Source organism: Hubeiibacter jixunmingi (genome assembly GCF_041928215.1).
Classification (GTDB): domain Bacteria; phylum Pseudomonadota; class Gammaproteobacteria; order Pseudomonadales; family Moraxellaceae; genus Acinetobacter.
This window is the reverse complement of sequence record NZ_JBHFHK010000006.1, coordinates 42,751-59,877: the sequence shown is the minus strand read 5'-3', so window position 1 is coordinate 59,877 and position 17,127 is coordinate 42,751. Positions and strand designations below refer to the sequence as shown.

The window sequence follows — 17,127 nt, the reverse complement described above, 5'->3', positions numbered from 1 at the left end:
TGGCTGTCGCTAAAGCCCTTGATTGTTTCGTATCTCATCTTGTCATTATATCAAAACTTTCGCAAGAGGTCTAATATGACAAATATACATTTTATATCAGTCATTTTGATGTGATATGATTTGAAAAATATCATATTTATATTTTAAAATATTAGAAAGGTTTTAGTGTAAGTTAAAAGCGATTTAACAAAGTGATGTGTGTTTAAAATAGTATGAAAAATTTCAAATACATAGCGATAACTTGCTTGGTTTCTAAAATTTAGTGTATATAATAAAGTGTACAATTTTGGAGTAAAACCATGAGCCAATCGAATGACAACATCGCAGTAGAACCGACTTTAGAACAACGTAAAGTGATTTATCGTGCTAGACGTGGCTTGAAAGAGTTAGATATTTATTTTGACCCTTATGTGAGACAGTATTATCTACAGGCAGATGCTGATGAGCAGGCGATATTTGCTGAACTGATCGAACAGGAAGATCCTGATTTATTGGATTGGTTTATGGCAGTAAGTATACCACCAAATAAAGCGATGCAGGATTTGATCCAAAAAATGAAACAGCTCAAACATGGTGATCTAAAGTAATTTATGATCAGTGGTTTGGACTGATTTCGTCCTTGGTGATGATATCTCATGTATAGAGAAAATATTGATCTTACATTAAAGCCGAGCTTATTACGTTTAGTTTTTTCGATAAGCGTGGTTTGGCTGTGGGGATATTTTGCTAGTCAAGTTTTATCAACTTTTTGGGTGATATTTACCATATTGATGATTGCGGTAAGCTATTATATTGCATATAAAAAAGCATGGTGGAAAGTGGTCAAGGCATTGTCGCAACTAGATGGACGAGAGTGGTCATTACAAACACAGCAACAACTAGAGCGTATAGAGATTGCCACTTTACAAGATTATGGTGTATTCATCAGCATCCATGCTATTGAGCAACAGAGCCGTAAGCCAATGCAGTTTTGCATCTTAAAAGATCAGGTCAGTAAAGATGAATGGCGAATGCTCAAGACCATGGCGAGCACGCATACTTTTTGACGGTCTGTTAAGCGTATCAATGCAAAAAAAGCCTTTATTGTGTAATAAAGGCTTTTTTCATTCTGAGCGTTATCTTAAACGATTACTGTCCAGACTGCTGCTTTTGCAATTGTTTCTCTAAATCAGCAATTTGCTGTTCTTTGAGTTTAATTAATTTATCTGCATCGCTATGTTGCTGTTTTAACAACTTTTCTTGGTCATTAAGCTGTTGCTGAATGTCTTCAAGTTGTTTCATTTCGTCTTTCACTAACGCAGGATCGCTAGGAATAGGTTGGCTCACGATAGAGGCATCGACCAAACCATCGAATGGCTCTTCTGGTGCAGAAGCAACAGTTTCGCTTGCAGGGCTAGAAGCAGGCTCTGATACAGGTGCTACGACCGCAGGTGCAGATACTGTTTCTTGTGGTGCTGGTTCAGTTGTTTCAGCTTGCGCCAAATAATAATATACCCCTAAAGCAACCGCAAAAATAACCGTAATTACCCCTGTAATCAAAAGTATCATGTTATTGCCTTTCAATTTTTCTAAAAGTTTTTGCATTTTGTCGCGCATGTCAGCCTACCATCAAATTTTTCAACATACCGTTTTTTAACGTGGTTTAAAACGCACCACACCGACATCATCGGCGTGGTCTGTGTTTTGGGACAAGTCTTCAGCAGTCGGGCGATGCTCTTGATAATCACAATGAATACATTCTACCCATTCTGCATCTTGGGACGTGAACATGACAATACAATCAACAGCCCCGCAACGTGGACATTTTGCCCCCGCGATAAAGCGTTTTTTTGTCATGTACCCAACCTCATTCAAACTCGCTTAAAATTATCGGCTAGTTTAGCTGATTATTGTGCAAGCGTCCAACCATTATGACGTAATAATGCGTCAATTTCAGGTTCACGACCGCGAAATGCTTTAAAAGCATCTAATGCATCGACCATTCCACCTACAGCCAAAACACTGTTGCGGAATGCTTTACCTGTTTCGACATTAAAGATACCTTCTTGTTCAAAACGATCAAAAGCATCACTTGCCAATACTTCTGCCCATTTATAAGAATAATATCCTGCTGCATAACCGCCTGCAAAAATATGGGTAAAGCCATGTTGGAAGCGGTTATAGCTTGGTGGAATAATCAATGCGACTTGACTACGAATGCGATCAAGCGTTGCTTGAATGCCTGCTACATCTGGGCTTGGTACTTGTTGATGAATATCTAAGTCGAATAATGAAAACTCTAACTGACGTAAAGTCTGTAAACCAGTTTGGAAATGACGTACTGCCAATAATGCATCCAATAAATCTTGTGGCAAGACTTCGCCTGTATCAATATGCGAACTCAATAGATTTAAGCTTTCAGTTTGCCAACCCCAAAACTCCATAAATTGACTTGGTAATTCTACCGCATCCCATGCTACACCATTGGTTCCCGATACGCTACTATGGTCAGCTGTGGTCAAAACATGATGCAAACCATGTCCAAATTCGTGGAATAGAGTAATCACTTCATCATGCGTCAGCAAAGCGGGTTTACCATTCAATGGAGGGGTAAAACTACCAACAATAAATGCTACAGGTAATTGTTGCTGTTGATCTGAGTTGATTTTGGCACGGAAACCATTCATCCATGCACCGCCCATTTTGTTATCACGTGCATAAAGATCTGTATAAAAACCACCAATCACTTTGCCGTGATCTTCGACTTCATAATAACGCACATCGTCATGCCAAGTATCTGCTTGTTTTTCAATGATATGGATTGAATACAACTTTTCAATGGTCGCAAATAAGCCTTGCATGACTTTGTGGCTTGGGAAGTAAGGCTTTAATGCTTCTTGAGACAAATTAAACTGCTTTTGTTTTAACTTTTCTGCATAGTAACCTGTGTCCCAAGCTTGTAAATGATCGATGCCATCTTCAGCAGCAATCGCTTGTAAAGCTTTCAACTCTTGTTCTGCGACTGGTCGAGCCTTGTCCGCCAAGTCGTACAAAAAGCTTTGTACTTTTGCGACGCTTGGTGCCATTTTGCGTGCCAAAGACAAGTCGGCATAATGATCAAAGCCTAATAATTTGGCTTTTTCCGCACGCAATGCCAAAATTTCTTGCATAATGGCACTGTTATCAAATTTGCCATCATCGCTTAATTCGGATGCGGTGGTGACATAGGCATGATAAATTTTTTCACGCAATTCACGCTTATCAGCATAAGTCATAATGCTGATATATGAAGGTGCATCAAGCGTTGCAACAGGTTGTTCCACATTCCGTTGCTTACCATATTGTTTCAACAGTTCAATGCTACTCTCAGGCAAACCTGCCAAATCATCATCGTTTAATGGCAACATAAAGGCTTGGGTTGCGTCCAAATCATGATTAGAAAAATCTGATCCCAATTGCGACAAACGTGCAGCAATTTCGGCAAAGCGTTGCTTTTCCGTAGGCGGTAATGCCACACCAGACAATTTAAAATCACGAATGGCATGACGGATAGCTGCTTGTTGAGCTTGACGTAAAGTAGCAAAATCGGCATGGTCGGCAAGCAATTGATAATTTTGGTAAAGTGCTTGATGTTGCCCAATTTGGGTATAAAAATCGCTGACTTTCGGCAAAATCGCTTGATAAATATCACGAATTTCAGGGCTGTTCATGACCGAATCTAAGTGCGATAAAATGCTGTAATCTTCACCAAACTCATCACAAAAAGCTTCAAAGTGATTAACTGTGTTGAGAGCATCGGCAAAATTATCTTGTGCCTGAATGTCCGCCAAAAGGCTTAGACCATCTTGGATTTTGCTTTCAATGGCTTGTTGTAGCTGTTGAATATCTAAGCCAGTAAAGTTAGGTAAGTCAATGGTTGCTGGGGATAAGGTGCTGTTTGTCATGTTGGTTCTCACAAATTTTAATTTCTATTCATCTGAATCCCTCCCCCATCCCCCTCCCTAAGGGAGGGGGCGTTCCCGACTATGGTGGCTAAGCGTAATTCATAGGGGGAGGGAGTTTATCATGACGATTTTAGATTGGGCGTGGTGTATTAAATAAGGGCAAAATCGCAAAATACAAATTATTTTGCCCGTGCAATATCACCTTGTAAATGCTCAGGCAGAGCCAAAACAGTCAATTTATTTTCTGTTTGTAGATTTGCCAAAACATCAGGTTTTGCCACCACTAATGCCCAATATTGCTGATTTTCTTGCAAGATATTCACCACTTGCACATGCTCAGCCAAAAACTCACCTTGGGCAATGGGTGGAAATTTTTCAGTATTTTCTACATGGATCAGATGTAGCCATTGTTTGGGTTGGGCTTTAAACCAAAGACGTGCCACAATCTCCTGACCGAGATAACAACCTTTGTCATAGTCCACGCCAAAACGTTGATGTAAGCGTAATTCTTGCGGTTGGAATAAATGCTGTGTGCTGTTATCAATCCATGCTTCACCGTGCAAGATAGCTGCCTTTTCCCATGAATTATCGCCATTTTCGCTGTTAAATTCTAATTGAGCAGGTTGTGCTTTATCATTCCACACTGCAAAAACTTCACCTTGTGCGGTCAATGTAGCCTTAGAAAATGCACCGAATTTACGAATGTGTGCGGCAAATTCGTCAGCAATACTGCTTGGTAAAACAATCGCAAATTCACTGCCATTTTCATCTTGTGAAAGACGTTTTAACCAAAGGCTAAAATGTACACGCCCTTTTAAATCACAAATCGCAGTCTGCAAAAATTGCTCGCCAATTTTACTGACATTACAAGTGACTTGCCCCTGTAAAAATTTTTCCGCATCCGCACCGTTGTAGCTAAACTGTTGAAAAGTTGGCATGAGATTTGACATAGGTAAACCTGTTTATTTTATAAAAGAATTGACTTAGCTTAACATGGTTTTTATCGAAAATTAAAATACACTGTGTAATGCTGGTATATATTATTTCGCCACATCAATCCACGCTGCTTGGGTGAGCTGTGCCAGTTGTTGTGGTGTCAGTTGGAACACGCTATGCGGTGTGCCTGCTGCTGCCCAAATCTCTGTATATTGTTGCAAATCTTGGTCTAAAAAAGTATGCACTTGGCTGGCATGTGCGACAGGTGGTACACCGCCGATGGCATAGCCAATTTTTTCTCGTACAAAGGCAGCATCGGCTTTTGCTAATTTGATGCCTGTGACGGTATAAAATTTACCCATATGCACCATATTGCTGCCTGATGCGATAATCAATACCGCATCGCCTGTACTTTCATCTTTAAAAATCAGAGATTTGGCAATTTGAGCAATCGTGCAACCTAATGCTTGTGCCGCTTCAGCAGCAGTGCGAGCTGAGTCGGATAAGCGTTGTACTTTAAACTCACCATGTTGGGCTAAAAAATCTTGAACACGCAAAGACGCGGTTTGTAATGTATCAGTCATGGTTTTTTGCTCCGATTAACCATTTCAATTGTCAAAAATATTGGATATTTCATTTTATAAATTTCCATCAAAAATTCAAATCTTTTTATAAAGAAATTTTATTTAAGATGAACAACTGATCGCAGGTTCAATTTGCCCTTTTGCGACGGGTTGTAAATCGCTGTCTTTTGCCAATTTATGTGTTACAAATGGATTTTGCAAAATCTGAAATAAACGATTTACTTCAGATAAATCATCTTGATAGGCGAGTTCAATCGCTCGCTGTGCCATATGATTACGTAAAATATAAATCGGATTATGCTGCTGCATATCCGATAATAAAGCGTCTTTTTCGTCTGAATAAGCGTCACGAATGGCATGATACTGCTTTAAAAAATCATCGCACTGGCGTAAATCTAAACATTGATTGTGTAAAGAGGTATAGTCTTGCTCGGTAAGCCAACGAAAAGCCGTGCAATAATCCAATTGCTCAATTTGTAAAATTTTCAGAAAATCCAAAGCACATTGAAAACTACCTTCATCATGCAAAGGCAAACCGACTTTTTTACATAATCCTGCTTGATAATCATTGAGAAAAGCAGGTTCAAATTGAGCGAGTATATCAGTAATGGTGGCTTTAATATCATCTTGTTCGGATAATAATGGAATCAATTGATTTAACCAGACCCACAAATTCCAATGGATAATACTCGGTTGATTTTGATAAGTATAACGCCCTTGATGGTCAGAATGATTAAATATCCAATTTGGTTTAAAGCGTTCCATAAAGGCAAAAGGGCCAAAATCTAAAGTGGTGGCGGTAATATTTAGATTATCAGTATTTAAAACCCCATGTCCAAAACCTTGCAATTGCCATTGTGCCACCAAATAAGCATAGCGTTTTACCACTGTTTCAGCAAAATGAATAATCGGGTTATGTTGATTTAAACTGTCAGGATAATAATATTCTAAACAATGTTGGGTAAAATCTTTTAATAAACTCGGCTGATATTGATTAATCCATTCAAAATGCCCAAAACGAATATGACAATCACTGGTACGTAATAATATCGCAGTCGGCTCTAATTGCTCACGCCATACTTTTAAATCTTGCGAATAAACAAAGCCGACTGCTTGGCTACTGGCAATATGCAAACCTGTCAAAGCCTGTCCTGCCAAATATTCCCGAATGGTCGAACGTAATACCGCACGCCCATCGCCCATACGCGAATAAGGCGTTTTGCCTGCACCTTTGGCATGTAGGTCGATACGTTGTTGATTTTTATCCAAAACTTGACCGATAAGCAAGCCACGTCCATCGCCCAATTGTCCTGCCCAATGTCCAAACTGATGCCCTGCATAGACCATCGCTAAAGGGTCGGCATTGCTTGGTAAAGCTTCGCCATTGATGATTTTGATCCAGTTTTTTTGTTCATCATCAGACCATTGCAATTGCTCAGCCAAAGCAGTATTAAAATGCCCTGCTTGTGGATTGGGTAAGCTATCAATGCCTTGGCGGTGGAAAAGGCGAGCGTCTAATTGGTTGTAAACATTAGAGAAAATCATAATTATTTAGCGTGGGATTACATATTGGCGATAATCTTTATCATAGCATGATTAGTAAATAAAATAATACAATGATTTTCATTGCATTGTGAAATTTAGTTTATTATATTATTCTAATTTTAAAGCTTACTTTTACTAAACTAATGGAGTGAAATGAATAAGATGTTTAGTCAAGAAAACGTTGTGACATTGGACGCAGATTTAATTGTTTACCCTAAATATGAAAATGTGTTTGCGGAAAATCAGCGTTGGTTAGATGTACATTTTTTGCCATTAATGTCTATCCATTTAGGAAAAATCAATCCTGAATGGCATGGAAAAACTGTCCACTTAATTCAGTCTTTTGAGCCGTTTGATGGCTGTATTGGGGGATGGACTTCTGAATATCATAATAAATTTAATATAGAAAATTGGCTGTGTTTTCGTTTGACTGATGATAATAAATACAAGTTTTTAGGTGAAGAGGGTTATTTTTAAAGAACCAAATTTCATGACTGGGATTCAAGTTGTGAAGATGAAGAATATGTTGATGAAATGAAAGTTGGCTTTGAACAGCGAAAATCTGAGTTGGAAAAATATGGGCATTTTGTAAATAGTTATGCGTTAGAATATGAAAATAAAATTGAAGCAGAATCATTTTTAAGCCAGTTGGGTGGAGGAATGAGTGAGAGCAATTGGTCAAGCTCAATTGAAAGCCATATGCCAAAAGCATTTGTAGCAACAAAAGAACAAGGTGATGATTTACCTGATGATGGTATTCGAATTACTCACAATGGTAATCGTTTTTATCATATTGCATCGGCGAATAGTGGTCATTGGTGTAAAGAAATTGATAGTGAAATCATAATGTTATATGAACCTGTAGAAAGATTGATTTTATTTACTTTTGATTGGTCGTAAATATATGCGATTGAGATTATAGGTTTCTAGGATAAAATTTGAAATCAATATTTGCTTTTTTGGTGATAGCTTCTTATTATATAGTGTTATTTTTGCATGATTTACAATTTTATGAAAACAGGTTCAACAGTGATTCAAAGTGACAACCTACAATTACTCGACTGCCTACGCGTGGTAGAAGAGGCTTTGCTTGATGTCAAAGCCAAAGACATTGAGCAATACGACGTGTCAAAAATCAGTAATGTTGCTGATGCGGTGGTGATTGCCAGTGGTACATCAAGCCGTCATGTCAAAGCTTTGGCAGACAACGTGGCTGAAGAGGCTCGTAAAGCAGGCTTTCGTCCGATTGGTATGGAAGGCGAACGTGATGCAGAGTGGATTTTGATTGACTTAGGTTTTGTGGTAGTACATGTCATGATGCCAGCAGCACGTAAATTCTACGACCTAGAAAGCCTATGGCGTCCAATCGCACAAGACTAATTTCTACAAGTTTACTGTGATTTGAAATAATAGTACAAAAGCGTTGGCTGTATCTGCTGACGCTTTTCTACGTCTGCGTGATGATGCGAAGAGTACTCAGTTTGGCTGTATATTCAGCATTAATCGCTTGATTTATCGAATAAAACCAATATTTTTATCCAAAATACTGATTTAATACTTGCATTTTATAGCAAGCTTATGCTTAGCTAAAATAAGTAACATTTATGTAGTCGCCAAAATACTTGCATTGATCCGTAGATATAATGCAGTGATTAGCCTAAGCACTACATTACATTTTATATAGGCTCGGAATAGAGATGCTTTGGATTATTTTAGTAGCAGTGGCGTTTTTTGTGGTTGGCTCGATTATGGGGCTACGTGTAAGCCCACGTGAAAAGGCGTTAGGTGATCTGCGTGAAAATGCCCGTAAGATTGGCTTGCATCCACGTTTATTGCCTGCACCAGAATGGGCTAAAGTGCCAATGGCATCTGAAACACGTGCAAGTATGATTGCATATTATAGTATCTTGGTGAGTGACGGTAAATTTGCCTTGATGCGAGCAACAGTGGATGGCGAGCAACGTTTACAGGTCTTGACAGGCGATAGTAAATTTCAAGGGCAAAAAGTCGATCTGAAAGGTGTGTATGCAGTAGATATGCAAGCCAATTGTGTTGGATTGTATTGGGATGAAAGTGCTGATTATCACGGCGAGCAACTCGATGCCATGAAGGCATTTTTGCAAAGCTTGGCTGAACAAGCACGCTAAATCTTTTATCCATTATCAAAACAATTGAGCAAGCATGGTCTAAATGAGCAAGAAGAGGATTTAAATATGGCAACTGTAAAAAGTACTGAAAATAAAGAAGCAAAAAACGAGACCAAAAGCAAGGCTGTCAAAGCCAGTGCAGGCACAACCAAAAGTACTGCCAAAAAAACCACAGCAAAAAAAGCAACCAGCAGTAAAGCAACCGCTAAAAAAGCCACGACCAAAGCAGATAGCGACAACGTTATGACTGCCAGTGCCAAAGGTCGTGCCTTGGTGATTGTCGAATCACCTGCCAAAGCCAAAACAATCAATAAATATTTGGGCAATCAATTTATCGTGCGGTCATCAGTCGGTCATGTGCGTGACTTGCCGACAAGTGGTAGTGTCAAACTCAATAATGATAAAACTGAAACGCCAACTGAAAAGAAAACTCGTACCAAACTCACTGAAGCTGAAAAAGCCAAAAAATCACAACAAGCTTTGGTCAATCGTATGGGCGTTGATCCTGAAAATGATTGGCAAGCCCATTATGAAATTTTACCGAATAAAGAAAAAGTGGTCGCTGAACTAAAAAAACTCGCCAAAGAAGCCGATGCAATCTATCTGGCAACGGACTTGGATAGAGAAGGGGAAGCGATTGCTTGGCATTTAAAAGAAGTGATTGGTGGTGACGATAGCCGTTATCACCGTGTGGTATTTAACGAAATCACCAAAAATGCCATTCAAGAGGCATTCCAAAAGCCTACACGCTTAGATTACAACCGTGTTAATGCCCAACAAGCACGCCGCTTTTTAGACCGTGTGGTAGGCTTTATGGTGTCGCCATTGCTTTGGGAAAAAATCGCCCGTGGCTTATCTGCAGGACGTGTTCAATCGGTGGCGGTGAAATTGGTGGTTGAACGTGAGCGTGAAATCCGTGCTTTTGTGCCTGAAGAATATTGGGAAATCTTTGCCGATACCTTATTGCAAGCCAAAGGCAAAAAAGACGCCGAAGCCATTCGCCTTGAAGCGGTAAAATATTTGGATAAAGCTTTAAAATTAAAAAATAAAGCCGATACCGATAAAATTTTGGCATTGCTCAAAGATGCCGAATTTAAAGTGGTACAACGTGAGGATAAACCGACCAAGGTCAATCCATCTGCACCGTATATTACTTCCACTTTGCAACAGGCTGCCAGTACTCGTCTAGGCTTTTCGGTGAAAAAGACCATGATGTTGGCACAGCGTTTGTACGAAGGCGGTTTTATCACCTATATGCGTACTGACTCGACTTTTTTGAGTGCGGACGCAGTGAATATGGTACGTGAACATATTAGCCAAAATTATGGTGAAAAATATCTGCCTGCCAAGCCAAATTTTTATGGCAATAAAGCCAATGCCCAAGAAGCCCATGAAGCGATTCGTCCATCCAATGTGGCGCTAAGTGGCACAGATTTGGCAGGTATGGAGCGAGATGCACAGCGTTTGTATGATTTGATTTGGCGTCAGTTTGTTGCTTGTCAGATGACCGCTGCACAATACCAATCATCAACGATTTCTGTGGATGCCAATGGCGTAGAACTCAAAGCCAAAGGGCGAATTTTGGTATTTGATGGCTTTACCAAAGTGCGTGGGGCAAATCCATCCGCTGATGATGTGCTATTGCCTGATGTGGCAGTGGGTGATGTACTGGACTTGGTACAACTCGACCCATCACAACACTTTACCAAACCGCCTGCACGCTTTACGGAAGCGTCTTTGGTGAAAGAATTGGAGAAAAAAGGCATTGGGCGACCATCGACCTATGCCGCAATTATATCGACCATTCAAGAGCGTGGCTATGTCAAATTAGAAAATCGCCGTTTATTTGCAGAAAAAATGGGCGAAATTGTCACCGACCGTTTGGATGAAAGTTTTAATAATTTGATGAATTATGCCTTTACTGCTGACCTTGAAGGGCAGTTGGATAAAGTGGCGGAAGGTGAGCGTAATTGGAAAGAGTTGCTGGACAGCTTTTATGGTGATTTTAAAAAGCGTTTAACGACTGCGGCAAGTGCTGAAGGTATGCGTCGTAATGAGCCTGTGGCAGTGGATATTAGCTGTCCAACCTGTAGCCGTCCGATGCAAATCCGCACAGGCTCAACAGGCGTATTTTTAGGTTGTTCGGGTTATAACCTACCGCCAAAAGAGCGTTGTAAACAAACCATTAATCTTAGTCCTGTCGAGTCATTGGCAATCATGTCAGATGATGATGATGCGGAAATGCAGGATTTGCGTGCCAAGCGGCGTTGTCCAATTTGTGAAACTGCAATGGATAGCTATATTCTTGACGGTGGTCGCAAATTACACATTTGTGGTAATAATCCAGACTGTTCGGGCTATGAAGTCGAGCAAGGTGAATTTAAGGTCAAAGGTTATGATGGTCCGACTATTCCATGTGATAAATGTGATGGCGAGATGCAGTTTAAAACAGGGCGTTTTGGGCCTTATTTTGCCTGTACCAGCTGTGACAATACCCGTAAGGTATTGAAAAATGGTGAGGCAGCACCGCCCAAAGAAGATCCAATCCCGATGCCACATTTACGTTCGGCTAAGCATGATGATTTCTTTATCTTGCGTGATGGGGCGGCAGGTTTATTTTTGGCAGCATCGAAATTCCCAAAAATCCGTGAAACCAGAGCACCAAAAATTGCCGAATTGCGTAGTGTGGCAGAACAACTTGCATCTAAATATCAATATCTTTTGCAAGCCCCTGATACCGACCCAGATGGCAATCCAACCATTTTGAAATTTAGTCGTAAAACCAAATCGCAATATGTGGCATCAGAAACTGTTGATGGCAAAGCGACCAAATGGTCTATGCTGTATAGTGATGGGAAATGGGTGGAAGCATAATCATTCATTATCAAAACTTTGAAGAGTATATAAATTCAATATGAACACAACTCAAATTGCTAAATTGGCTGTTTTAATTGATGCTGATAATAGTTCTGTTCAGAACATTCCGTTGATTTTGCAAGAAATTGCAAAATATGGAACTGCTAGCGTTAAACGTGTGTATGGTGATTGGAGTAGTCAAAATTTAGTAGCATGGAGAGATGTATTGTTGCCCCATGCGATTACACCTGTACAGCAATTTGCCTATACTAAAGGTAAAGATGCTACAGATATGATATTGATTATCAATGCTATGGACTTGCTATATAGCAATGCTCTAGACGGTTTTTGTATTATTTCCAGTGATAGTGATTTTACCCCATTGGCGTCACGTATTAGGGAAAGTGGCTTGGTTGTTTATGGCTTTGGAAAAAGAACAACACCTGAAGCATTTATTAATGCTTGTGATAAATTTATTTATGTAGAAAATTTGAATGCAGAAAATAATAAAGTACTCGAAGATAGTCTAAATATTGAAAAAGGCGATGTGAAAAAGCAATCTATAGAGGTCAATACACCATTATTACAAATAGATAAACACACTATTAATTTAATTTATAAAGCGATTAAAGATACTGCAGATGAGGAAGGGTGGGCTAGTTTGGCAGATTTAGGCAAGCATTTGATTACGCTAAAGCCTGATTTTGATTCGAGAAGTTATGGGCGTGCTAAGTTATCAGGGTTACTTAGCCAATTGAACTTATTTGATATTGAAATCAAGGGTTCACAAAAGTTTGTGAGAAAAAAGCAAGGTTTTGTTGCTTTTATTAAGAATTGTGCAGATTGCTTAGATATAATATCGCCTGATGGTCACTGGATTAGTGTAGATGAGTTATCAAAAAATATTATTAAACTCTACCCGAATATAGAAGTGGAACAATATGGTTGTGAAACTGTGCAAGATGCTATTTTAAAAATTTCTGCTAATAAGATAGTAGAATTTGATGATGACAAAAAACTTATCAGAAAATTTAGAACAGCAAATATTAATTAACAATTTTATCAGGTAAAATTATGTCCAAACTCAAATCTAAAAACAGTGTTTTTTCTTTTTGGAAATCTTTACGTGTAGCGATTTTACTTATTGTACTATTGGTTGTGGCATTGGGTGCATGGCGAGATGGTAATCAAGATTGGGATAAACCGATTATGATATTGTTGCACCCAATTAATGCCGATGGCAGACCAAGTACCGCACAATATATTCAAAGCTTACAAAGTGCCAACTTTACTGAGTCGCAGGATTATTTTAAAGCTACAATAAAACAATATACAGGAAAAAATGCCAGTGTCTATTTTACTTATGGACGTGAATTGACCGATAAACCGCCAGTCGTACCAAACTCAGGCAAAGTGCTTGATGCTATCATTTGGAGCTTAAAATTCCGTTATTATGCATGGAAACAGCATAAATCCAGTGATGGTTCACCAACGACGACATTGTATCTTAATTTTTATGATCCGCAGTACCAACAAAGTTTAAGAGACTCAACAGCATTACAAAAAGGACGAATTGGTATCGTCAATCTTTTTGCTGATGAACCACATCATGGTTCAAATCAGGTTGTGATGGTACACGAATTACTGCATACCTTTGGTGCAACAGATAAATATGACTTGAGTACAGGACAGCCGATTTACCCGATTGGCTTTGCTGAGCCAGAAAAACAGCCACGATTCCCACAAGCCAAGGCAGAATTGATGGCGGCTTACATTCCTTTATCAGAAACAAAAGGTATCACGCCACCAAATTTATCTAAAACGGTAATCAACAAATTGACTGCTCAAGAAGTAGGTTGGTTGAAAAAATAATCGTGTTATTTATAGTGGCTTTTAGGTATATTTGAATTTTAGATGTAGGTAAAGATGATGACTAGAGTTGCTCGCCACCATGCTGATCGAACCAATCAAAAGCTGTACTTTGCACAGCTAACATTAAATCAGATGCAAGATGTCGCCAATCAACAACAGCTATTGGCATTGCAAGAGAGCTGTAATTTCCATTTATACGGTGCAATACTGGCTTTGGTACAAGAAATCGCACGTTTTTATCATACCAAAGCGAATTTAGTTCAACATGATATTCGTACATTGATGCAAGATTTAACACAGCACAATGCATATTCGCCTGAGTTACAGCGAGTTGGACAGTTGCTGCAAGAGGGTTTCTTGGCGGATATCGTGCATGCTTATCAAGACTGCTTAGCAAACCCTAAACCATCCACTCAAGCAGCAGTTGCTCGAGATGATATGTTACTGATTGCAACCAGCAATGCGATTGATGACCATCGACCAGATGCCAAGCAGCTACAAGCATGGCATCAAATGTTACAACAATTAGTCATGCAGTTACGTGATGGTTTACAAGAGTATTGATTGCATTTTGGTATAATATAAATATATTTTGAGCCTTGAAATTATCAGCTTTGGACGCATCAAAAGTGTATTATTGATGATTTTGCTGCGAGTTTAGCCAAATATTGGGGAGTAACAACATTGTTTGATGACTTAAAACGTATCTTTGGTTCTGATGAAGTCATGTTGGAGCTGGTACAACTTGAAGACGGTGCAATGGCATTACGTATAGCGAATACTGAAGATGCGCCATTAGTACGTATCGAGTTCCATGAGGAAATTTGTAAATTACTCGGCGAGGACTTATCGGTAGTTGGGCAAGGTATGATTCATGCAGCTGTATTTGGTGTGATGGAGCAACAGGCAAAACGTTGGCGTAGTCAGGTTGCAGAAGCTTCACCTGAGATATACAGTTGATTAGTTTCTACATTGATATTGGGCTGGTGTTGTTGTACCCCATAAATAGTGTCTTGACAGAGAGGCACTTTTTTTATTGCCAAAAATGAATAATAAAAAATAATTTTTTAAAAATTTAAAATAAGTTATAAATTGACTTGTAGTAGAGATTACTTTTTGTTATATTTTTTATCAAAATTTGGAATGTGATGTAGTCCGTATCATCATAATCCAATTTTTACGATAATGAATTTTGAGCAAGGAAATACAGTATGAACGCACTGGCAATACAAGGCACGCTACCAAGTGAACTCATCCATACCTTAGATAGTGATTTTGATACATTACAGCCTAATATATATAAAGATGGTAGCTATCGCCTAAGACGTTATTCCACCTTTACTTATCAACGTGAACACAAAAAATTGATGCTTAATCCACATCGATTATTTGTTCAAAGCGATACCTTAAATCATTTTCAAGGTAATGTTGCTAGAGATTATGAAGATCTAACACAAGCGTGTATTGAATCCGAAGCCTTTAAAAAAATTATCGATACCTTTGCAACCGCATCAAATTTACCCGAGCAAGCCATCATTGAAGTGCATCAATTGCGTATGTTGTCTAAACATAAAAATGATGTCATTCCTACGGCACCAGAAGGCATTCATCAGGATGGCTTTGATCGTATCGGTATGTTTATCGTTAAGCGGCATAATGCTCAAGGTGGCGATTTACAAGTCTATACAAGTTGTAATAAAGACAATTTGATGTGGCGTGTAGACAGCCAAACAGGGGCGTATTGTGTGCTTGATGACAGTTATTATTGGCACGATGCGACAGAATTAGCGGCTCTAAATGATGATATGGGTTATTGGGATTTATTTGTTTTAACTGCACACTTAAAACAATAAATGGTAAATTTAATCTGAAAATAATATAGGGAAATCAACAGCATGACTTATGATGTAATGGCGATTCGTCAGCAATTTGCAGCACTGGATACAACAGATGAACAAGGGCAGATGCCATTGTTTTTGGATGGTCCAGGTGGGAGTCAAATACCAAAATCTGTTTTGGATGCGTTGATTGCTTATTTGTCAAAATATAATAGCAATCTGGGTGGTTATGCAGATGCAGGACAACGCACCATTGCCATCAATCAACAAGCTCGACAAGCAGCAGCGACATGGCTAAATTGTGCTGCTAAAAATATGATTTTTGGCTTAAATTCCACCAGTTTAATGTTTCAAATCTCTCGTGTAGTAGGTAAAAATTGGCAGGCAGGCGATAATATTGTACTTAGTAGCATTGACCATTTTTCCAATGTGTCATCATGGCAAAGCATTGCTGAAGAGCGTGGTGTCGAAATTCGTAAATTACCACTCAATCAAGATGGCAGTGCATTAGATTTCAATAATTTATCCGCATTAATTGACAGCAAAACCAAGTTGGTGGCGGTATCGTTGGCATCCAATGTACTGGGTACAAAAACGCCAATGCAAGCATTGATTCAACATTGCCAATCGGTCGGTGCATTATTATGTATTGATGCAGTACATGCTGCGGTGCATGAGTTGATTGATATTCATGCTTTGCAATGTGATGTGCTGTTTGCATCGAGCTATAAATTAGGCGGTGCTCATTTAGGTATGGCTTATTTGAGTGATCGTGTCATCTTGCTTTCACCATATAAAGTTGAACCTGCTACCAATCTAAATCCGAATGCATGGGAACAAGGTACGCAATCTTTTGAAGCACAGGCGGCATTGATTGCCTTGGTAGAGTATTGGGCGAATTTGGCACAATATCACCCAGATTTTGACGCTTCTATATCAAACTTGCGTCAGCGTTTGCAGTGGGGCTACCAAGCAGTACAACAACATGAACAGCAATTGATGCAACACTTTTTGGCAGAAGCCAAAAAGCGTGCTTATTTTAAATTATATGGTCTCAATTGTTTCGAACAACGCACACCGACTTTTGCGTTTAATGTATTTAAAAATCAACAGATGATTTTGCCAAGTTTGGTCAGTCAATGGTTTGGTGAAAAAAATGTGGCCTTGCCATCGGGTAATTTTTATGCCCTAGATGTGGTACGGCATTTGGATTTATTAGATACTGGTTTTTTAAGGGCTGGATTTTTGCATTACAATACCCTTGCAGAAGTTGATCAGTTTTTTGCGTATTTAGATGAATATATGGCAAAGTGCTGATAGTTAATATTTTTTAAATCCATAAGATTTTGATTTTATGGATTTTATTTTTGAGTTATCCTAACAAACAAAAACATACAGCAAATACACTTAAAGCAAATTGTTTCAA

Annotated in this window: 19 protein-coding genes and 1 pseudogene; 14 read left to right on the top strand and 6 right to left on the bottom strand. The window is 39.0% G+C overall.

Annotated features, from left to right (window positions below):
* Nucleotides 1–320: 320 nt before the first annotated feature.
* Both ACEYX7_RS01860 and ACEYX7_RS01855 read left to right on the top strand, forming a co-directional pair.
* Nucleotides 321–587, top strand: a complete 267-nt coding sequence (locus ACEYX7_RS01860) for an FAD assembly factor SdhE (protein ID WP_374806547.1) — start codon at nucleotides 321–323, stop codon at nucleotides 585–587.
* Between the two features lie 48 nt (nucleotides 588–635).
* Entirely contained in the window at nucleotides 636–1,046 is a 411-nt protein-coding gene (locus tag ACEYX7_RS01855; protein ID WP_374802602.1) for a protein YgfX, read from the top strand.
* Nucleotides 1,047–1,128: 82 nt separating this feature from the next.
* Here ACEYX7_RS01855 and ACEYX7_RS01850 read toward each other — a convergent pair whose 3' ends face one another.
* The 6 genes from ACEYX7_RS01850 to ACEYX7_RS01825 all read right to left on the bottom strand — a co-directional run bounded on the left by ACEYX7_RS01850 (nucleotide 1,129) and on the right by ACEYX7_RS01825 (nucleotide 6,988).
* On the bottom strand, nucleotides 1,129–1,584 hold the full coding sequence (locus tag ACEYX7_RS01850; RefSeq protein WP_374802604.1) for a hypothetical protein: 456 nt from the start codon (nucleotides 1,582–1,584) through the stop codon (nucleotides 1,129–1,131).
* A gap of 48 nt (nucleotides 1,585–1,632) precedes the next feature.
* Nucleotides 1,633–1,836 (bottom strand): YheV family putative zinc ribbon protein, encoded by a 204-nt coding sequence (locus ACEYX7_RS01845; protein ID WP_374802606.1) that lies wholly within the window; start codon nucleotides 1,834–1,836, stop codon nucleotides 1,633–1,635.
* A gap of 50 nt (nucleotides 1,837–1,886) precedes the next feature.
* Nucleotides 1,887–3,923: a M3 family metallopeptidase gene (locus ACEYX7_RS01840; protein WP_374806535.1), complete on the bottom strand. Its 2,037-nt coding sequence runs from the start codon at nucleotides 3,921–3,923 to the stop codon at nucleotides 1,887–1,889.
* Nucleotides 3,924–4,102: 179 nt separating this feature from the next.
* Entirely contained in the window at nucleotides 4,103–4,873 is a 771-nt protein-coding gene (ygfZ, locus tag ACEYX7_RS01835) for a CAF17-like 4Fe-4S cluster assembly/insertion protein YgfZ (RefSeq protein ID WP_374802610.1), read from the bottom strand.
* Between the two features lie 90 nt (nucleotides 4,874–4,963).
* On the bottom strand, nucleotides 4,964–5,443 hold the full coding sequence (locus ACEYX7_RS01830; protein WP_374806536.1) for a YbaK/EbsC family protein: 480 nt from the start codon (nucleotides 5,441–5,443) through the stop codon (nucleotides 4,964–4,966).
* A 102-nt stretch (nucleotides 5,444–5,545) separates the two neighbouring features.
* Nucleotides 5,546–6,988, bottom strand: a complete 1,443-nt coding sequence (locus ACEYX7_RS01825) for a protein adenylyltransferase SelO (protein WP_374806537.1) — start codon at nucleotides 6,986–6,988, stop codon at nucleotides 5,546–5,548.
* 153 nt (nucleotides 6,989–7,141) lie between these two features.
* Here ACEYX7_RS01825 and ACEYX7_RS01820 point away from each other — a divergent pair, with 153 nt between their 5' ends.
* The 12 genes and pseudogenes from ACEYX7_RS01820 to ACEYX7_RS01765 all read left to right on the top strand — a co-directional run bounded on the left by ACEYX7_RS01820 (nucleotide 7,142) and on the right by ACEYX7_RS01765 (nucleotide 17,018).
* Complete coding sequence (locus ACEYX7_RS01820; protein WP_374806538.1) at nucleotides 7,142–7,465, top strand: hypothetical protein; 324 nt, start codon at nucleotides 7,142–7,144, stop codon at nucleotides 7,463–7,465.
* 57 nt (nucleotides 7,466–7,522) lie between these two features.
* On the top strand, nucleotides 7,523–7,888 hold the full coding sequence (locus ACEYX7_RS01815; RefSeq protein ID WP_374802616.1) for a hypothetical protein: 366 nt from the start codon (nucleotides 7,523–7,525) through the stop codon (nucleotides 7,886–7,888).
* A gap of 111 nt (nucleotides 7,889–7,999) precedes the next feature.
* Nucleotides 8,000–8,368 carry a ribosome silencing factor gene (gene rsfS, locus ACEYX7_RS01810; RefSeq protein ID WP_374802618.1) on the top strand — a complete coding sequence of 123 codons (369 nt, stop codon included), beginning with the start codon at nucleotides 8,000–8,002 and terminating at the stop codon, nucleotides 8,366–8,368.
* A gap of 317 nt (nucleotides 8,369–8,685) precedes the next feature.
* Nucleotides 8,686–9,135: an ammonium transporter gene (locus ACEYX7_RS01805; RefSeq protein WP_374900148.1), complete on the top strand. Its 450-nt coding sequence runs from the start codon at nucleotides 8,686–8,688 to the stop codon at nucleotides 9,133–9,135.
* 243 nt (nucleotides 9,136–9,378) lie between these two features.
* Nucleotides 9,379–12,009 carry a type I DNA topoisomerase gene (topA, locus tag ACEYX7_RS01800; RefSeq protein WP_374802694.1) on the top strand — a complete coding sequence of 877 codons (2,631 nt, stop codon included), beginning with the start codon at nucleotides 9,379–9,381 and terminating at the stop codon, nucleotides 12,007–12,009.
* Between the two features lie 40 nt (nucleotides 12,010–12,049).
* Nucleotides 12,050–12,814 (top strand): annotated as a pseudogene (locus ACEYX7_RS01795) (NYN domain-containing protein); the annotation flags it as partial.
* On the top strand, nucleotides 12,788–13,045 hold the full coding sequence (locus ACEYX7_RS01790) for an OST-HTH/LOTUS domain-containing protein (RefSeq protein WP_374802696.1): 258 nt from the start codon (nucleotides 12,788–12,790) through the stop codon (nucleotides 13,043–13,045). The pseudogene ACEYX7_RS01795 and the gene ACEYX7_RS01790, both read left to right, overlap by 27 nt.
* A gap of 20 nt (nucleotides 13,046–13,065) precedes the next feature.
* Nucleotides 13,066–13,863, top strand: coding sequence for a hypothetical protein (locus ACEYX7_RS01785; protein WP_374802622.1), 798 nt, complete (start codon nucleotides 13,066–13,068; stop codon nucleotides 13,861–13,863).
* Between the two features lie 57 nt (nucleotides 13,864–13,920).
* Nucleotides 13,921–14,427, top strand: a complete 507-nt coding sequence (locus ACEYX7_RS01780) for a DUF6586 family protein (protein ID WP_374802624.1) — start codon at nucleotides 13,921–13,923, stop codon at nucleotides 14,425–14,427.
* Between the two features lie 120 nt (nucleotides 14,428–14,547).
* Nucleotides 14,548–14,823 (top strand): hypothetical protein, encoded by a 276-nt coding sequence (locus ACEYX7_RS01775; RefSeq protein ID WP_374802626.1) that lies wholly within the window; start codon nucleotides 14,548–14,550, stop codon nucleotides 14,821–14,823.
* Between the two features lie 251 nt (nucleotides 14,824–15,074).
* Nucleotides 15,075–15,716 (top strand): 2OG-Fe dioxygenase family protein, encoded by a 642-nt coding sequence (locus tag ACEYX7_RS01770; RefSeq protein WP_374802628.1) that lies wholly within the window; start codon nucleotides 15,075–15,077, stop codon nucleotides 15,714–15,716.
* Nucleotides 15,717–15,758: 42 nt separating this feature from the next.
* On the top strand, nucleotides 15,759–17,018 hold the full coding sequence (locus tag ACEYX7_RS01765) for a cysteine desulfurase-like protein (protein WP_374806539.1): 1,260 nt from the start codon (nucleotides 15,759–15,761) through the stop codon (nucleotides 17,016–17,018).
* Nucleotides 17,019–17,127 lie beyond the last annotated feature (109 nt).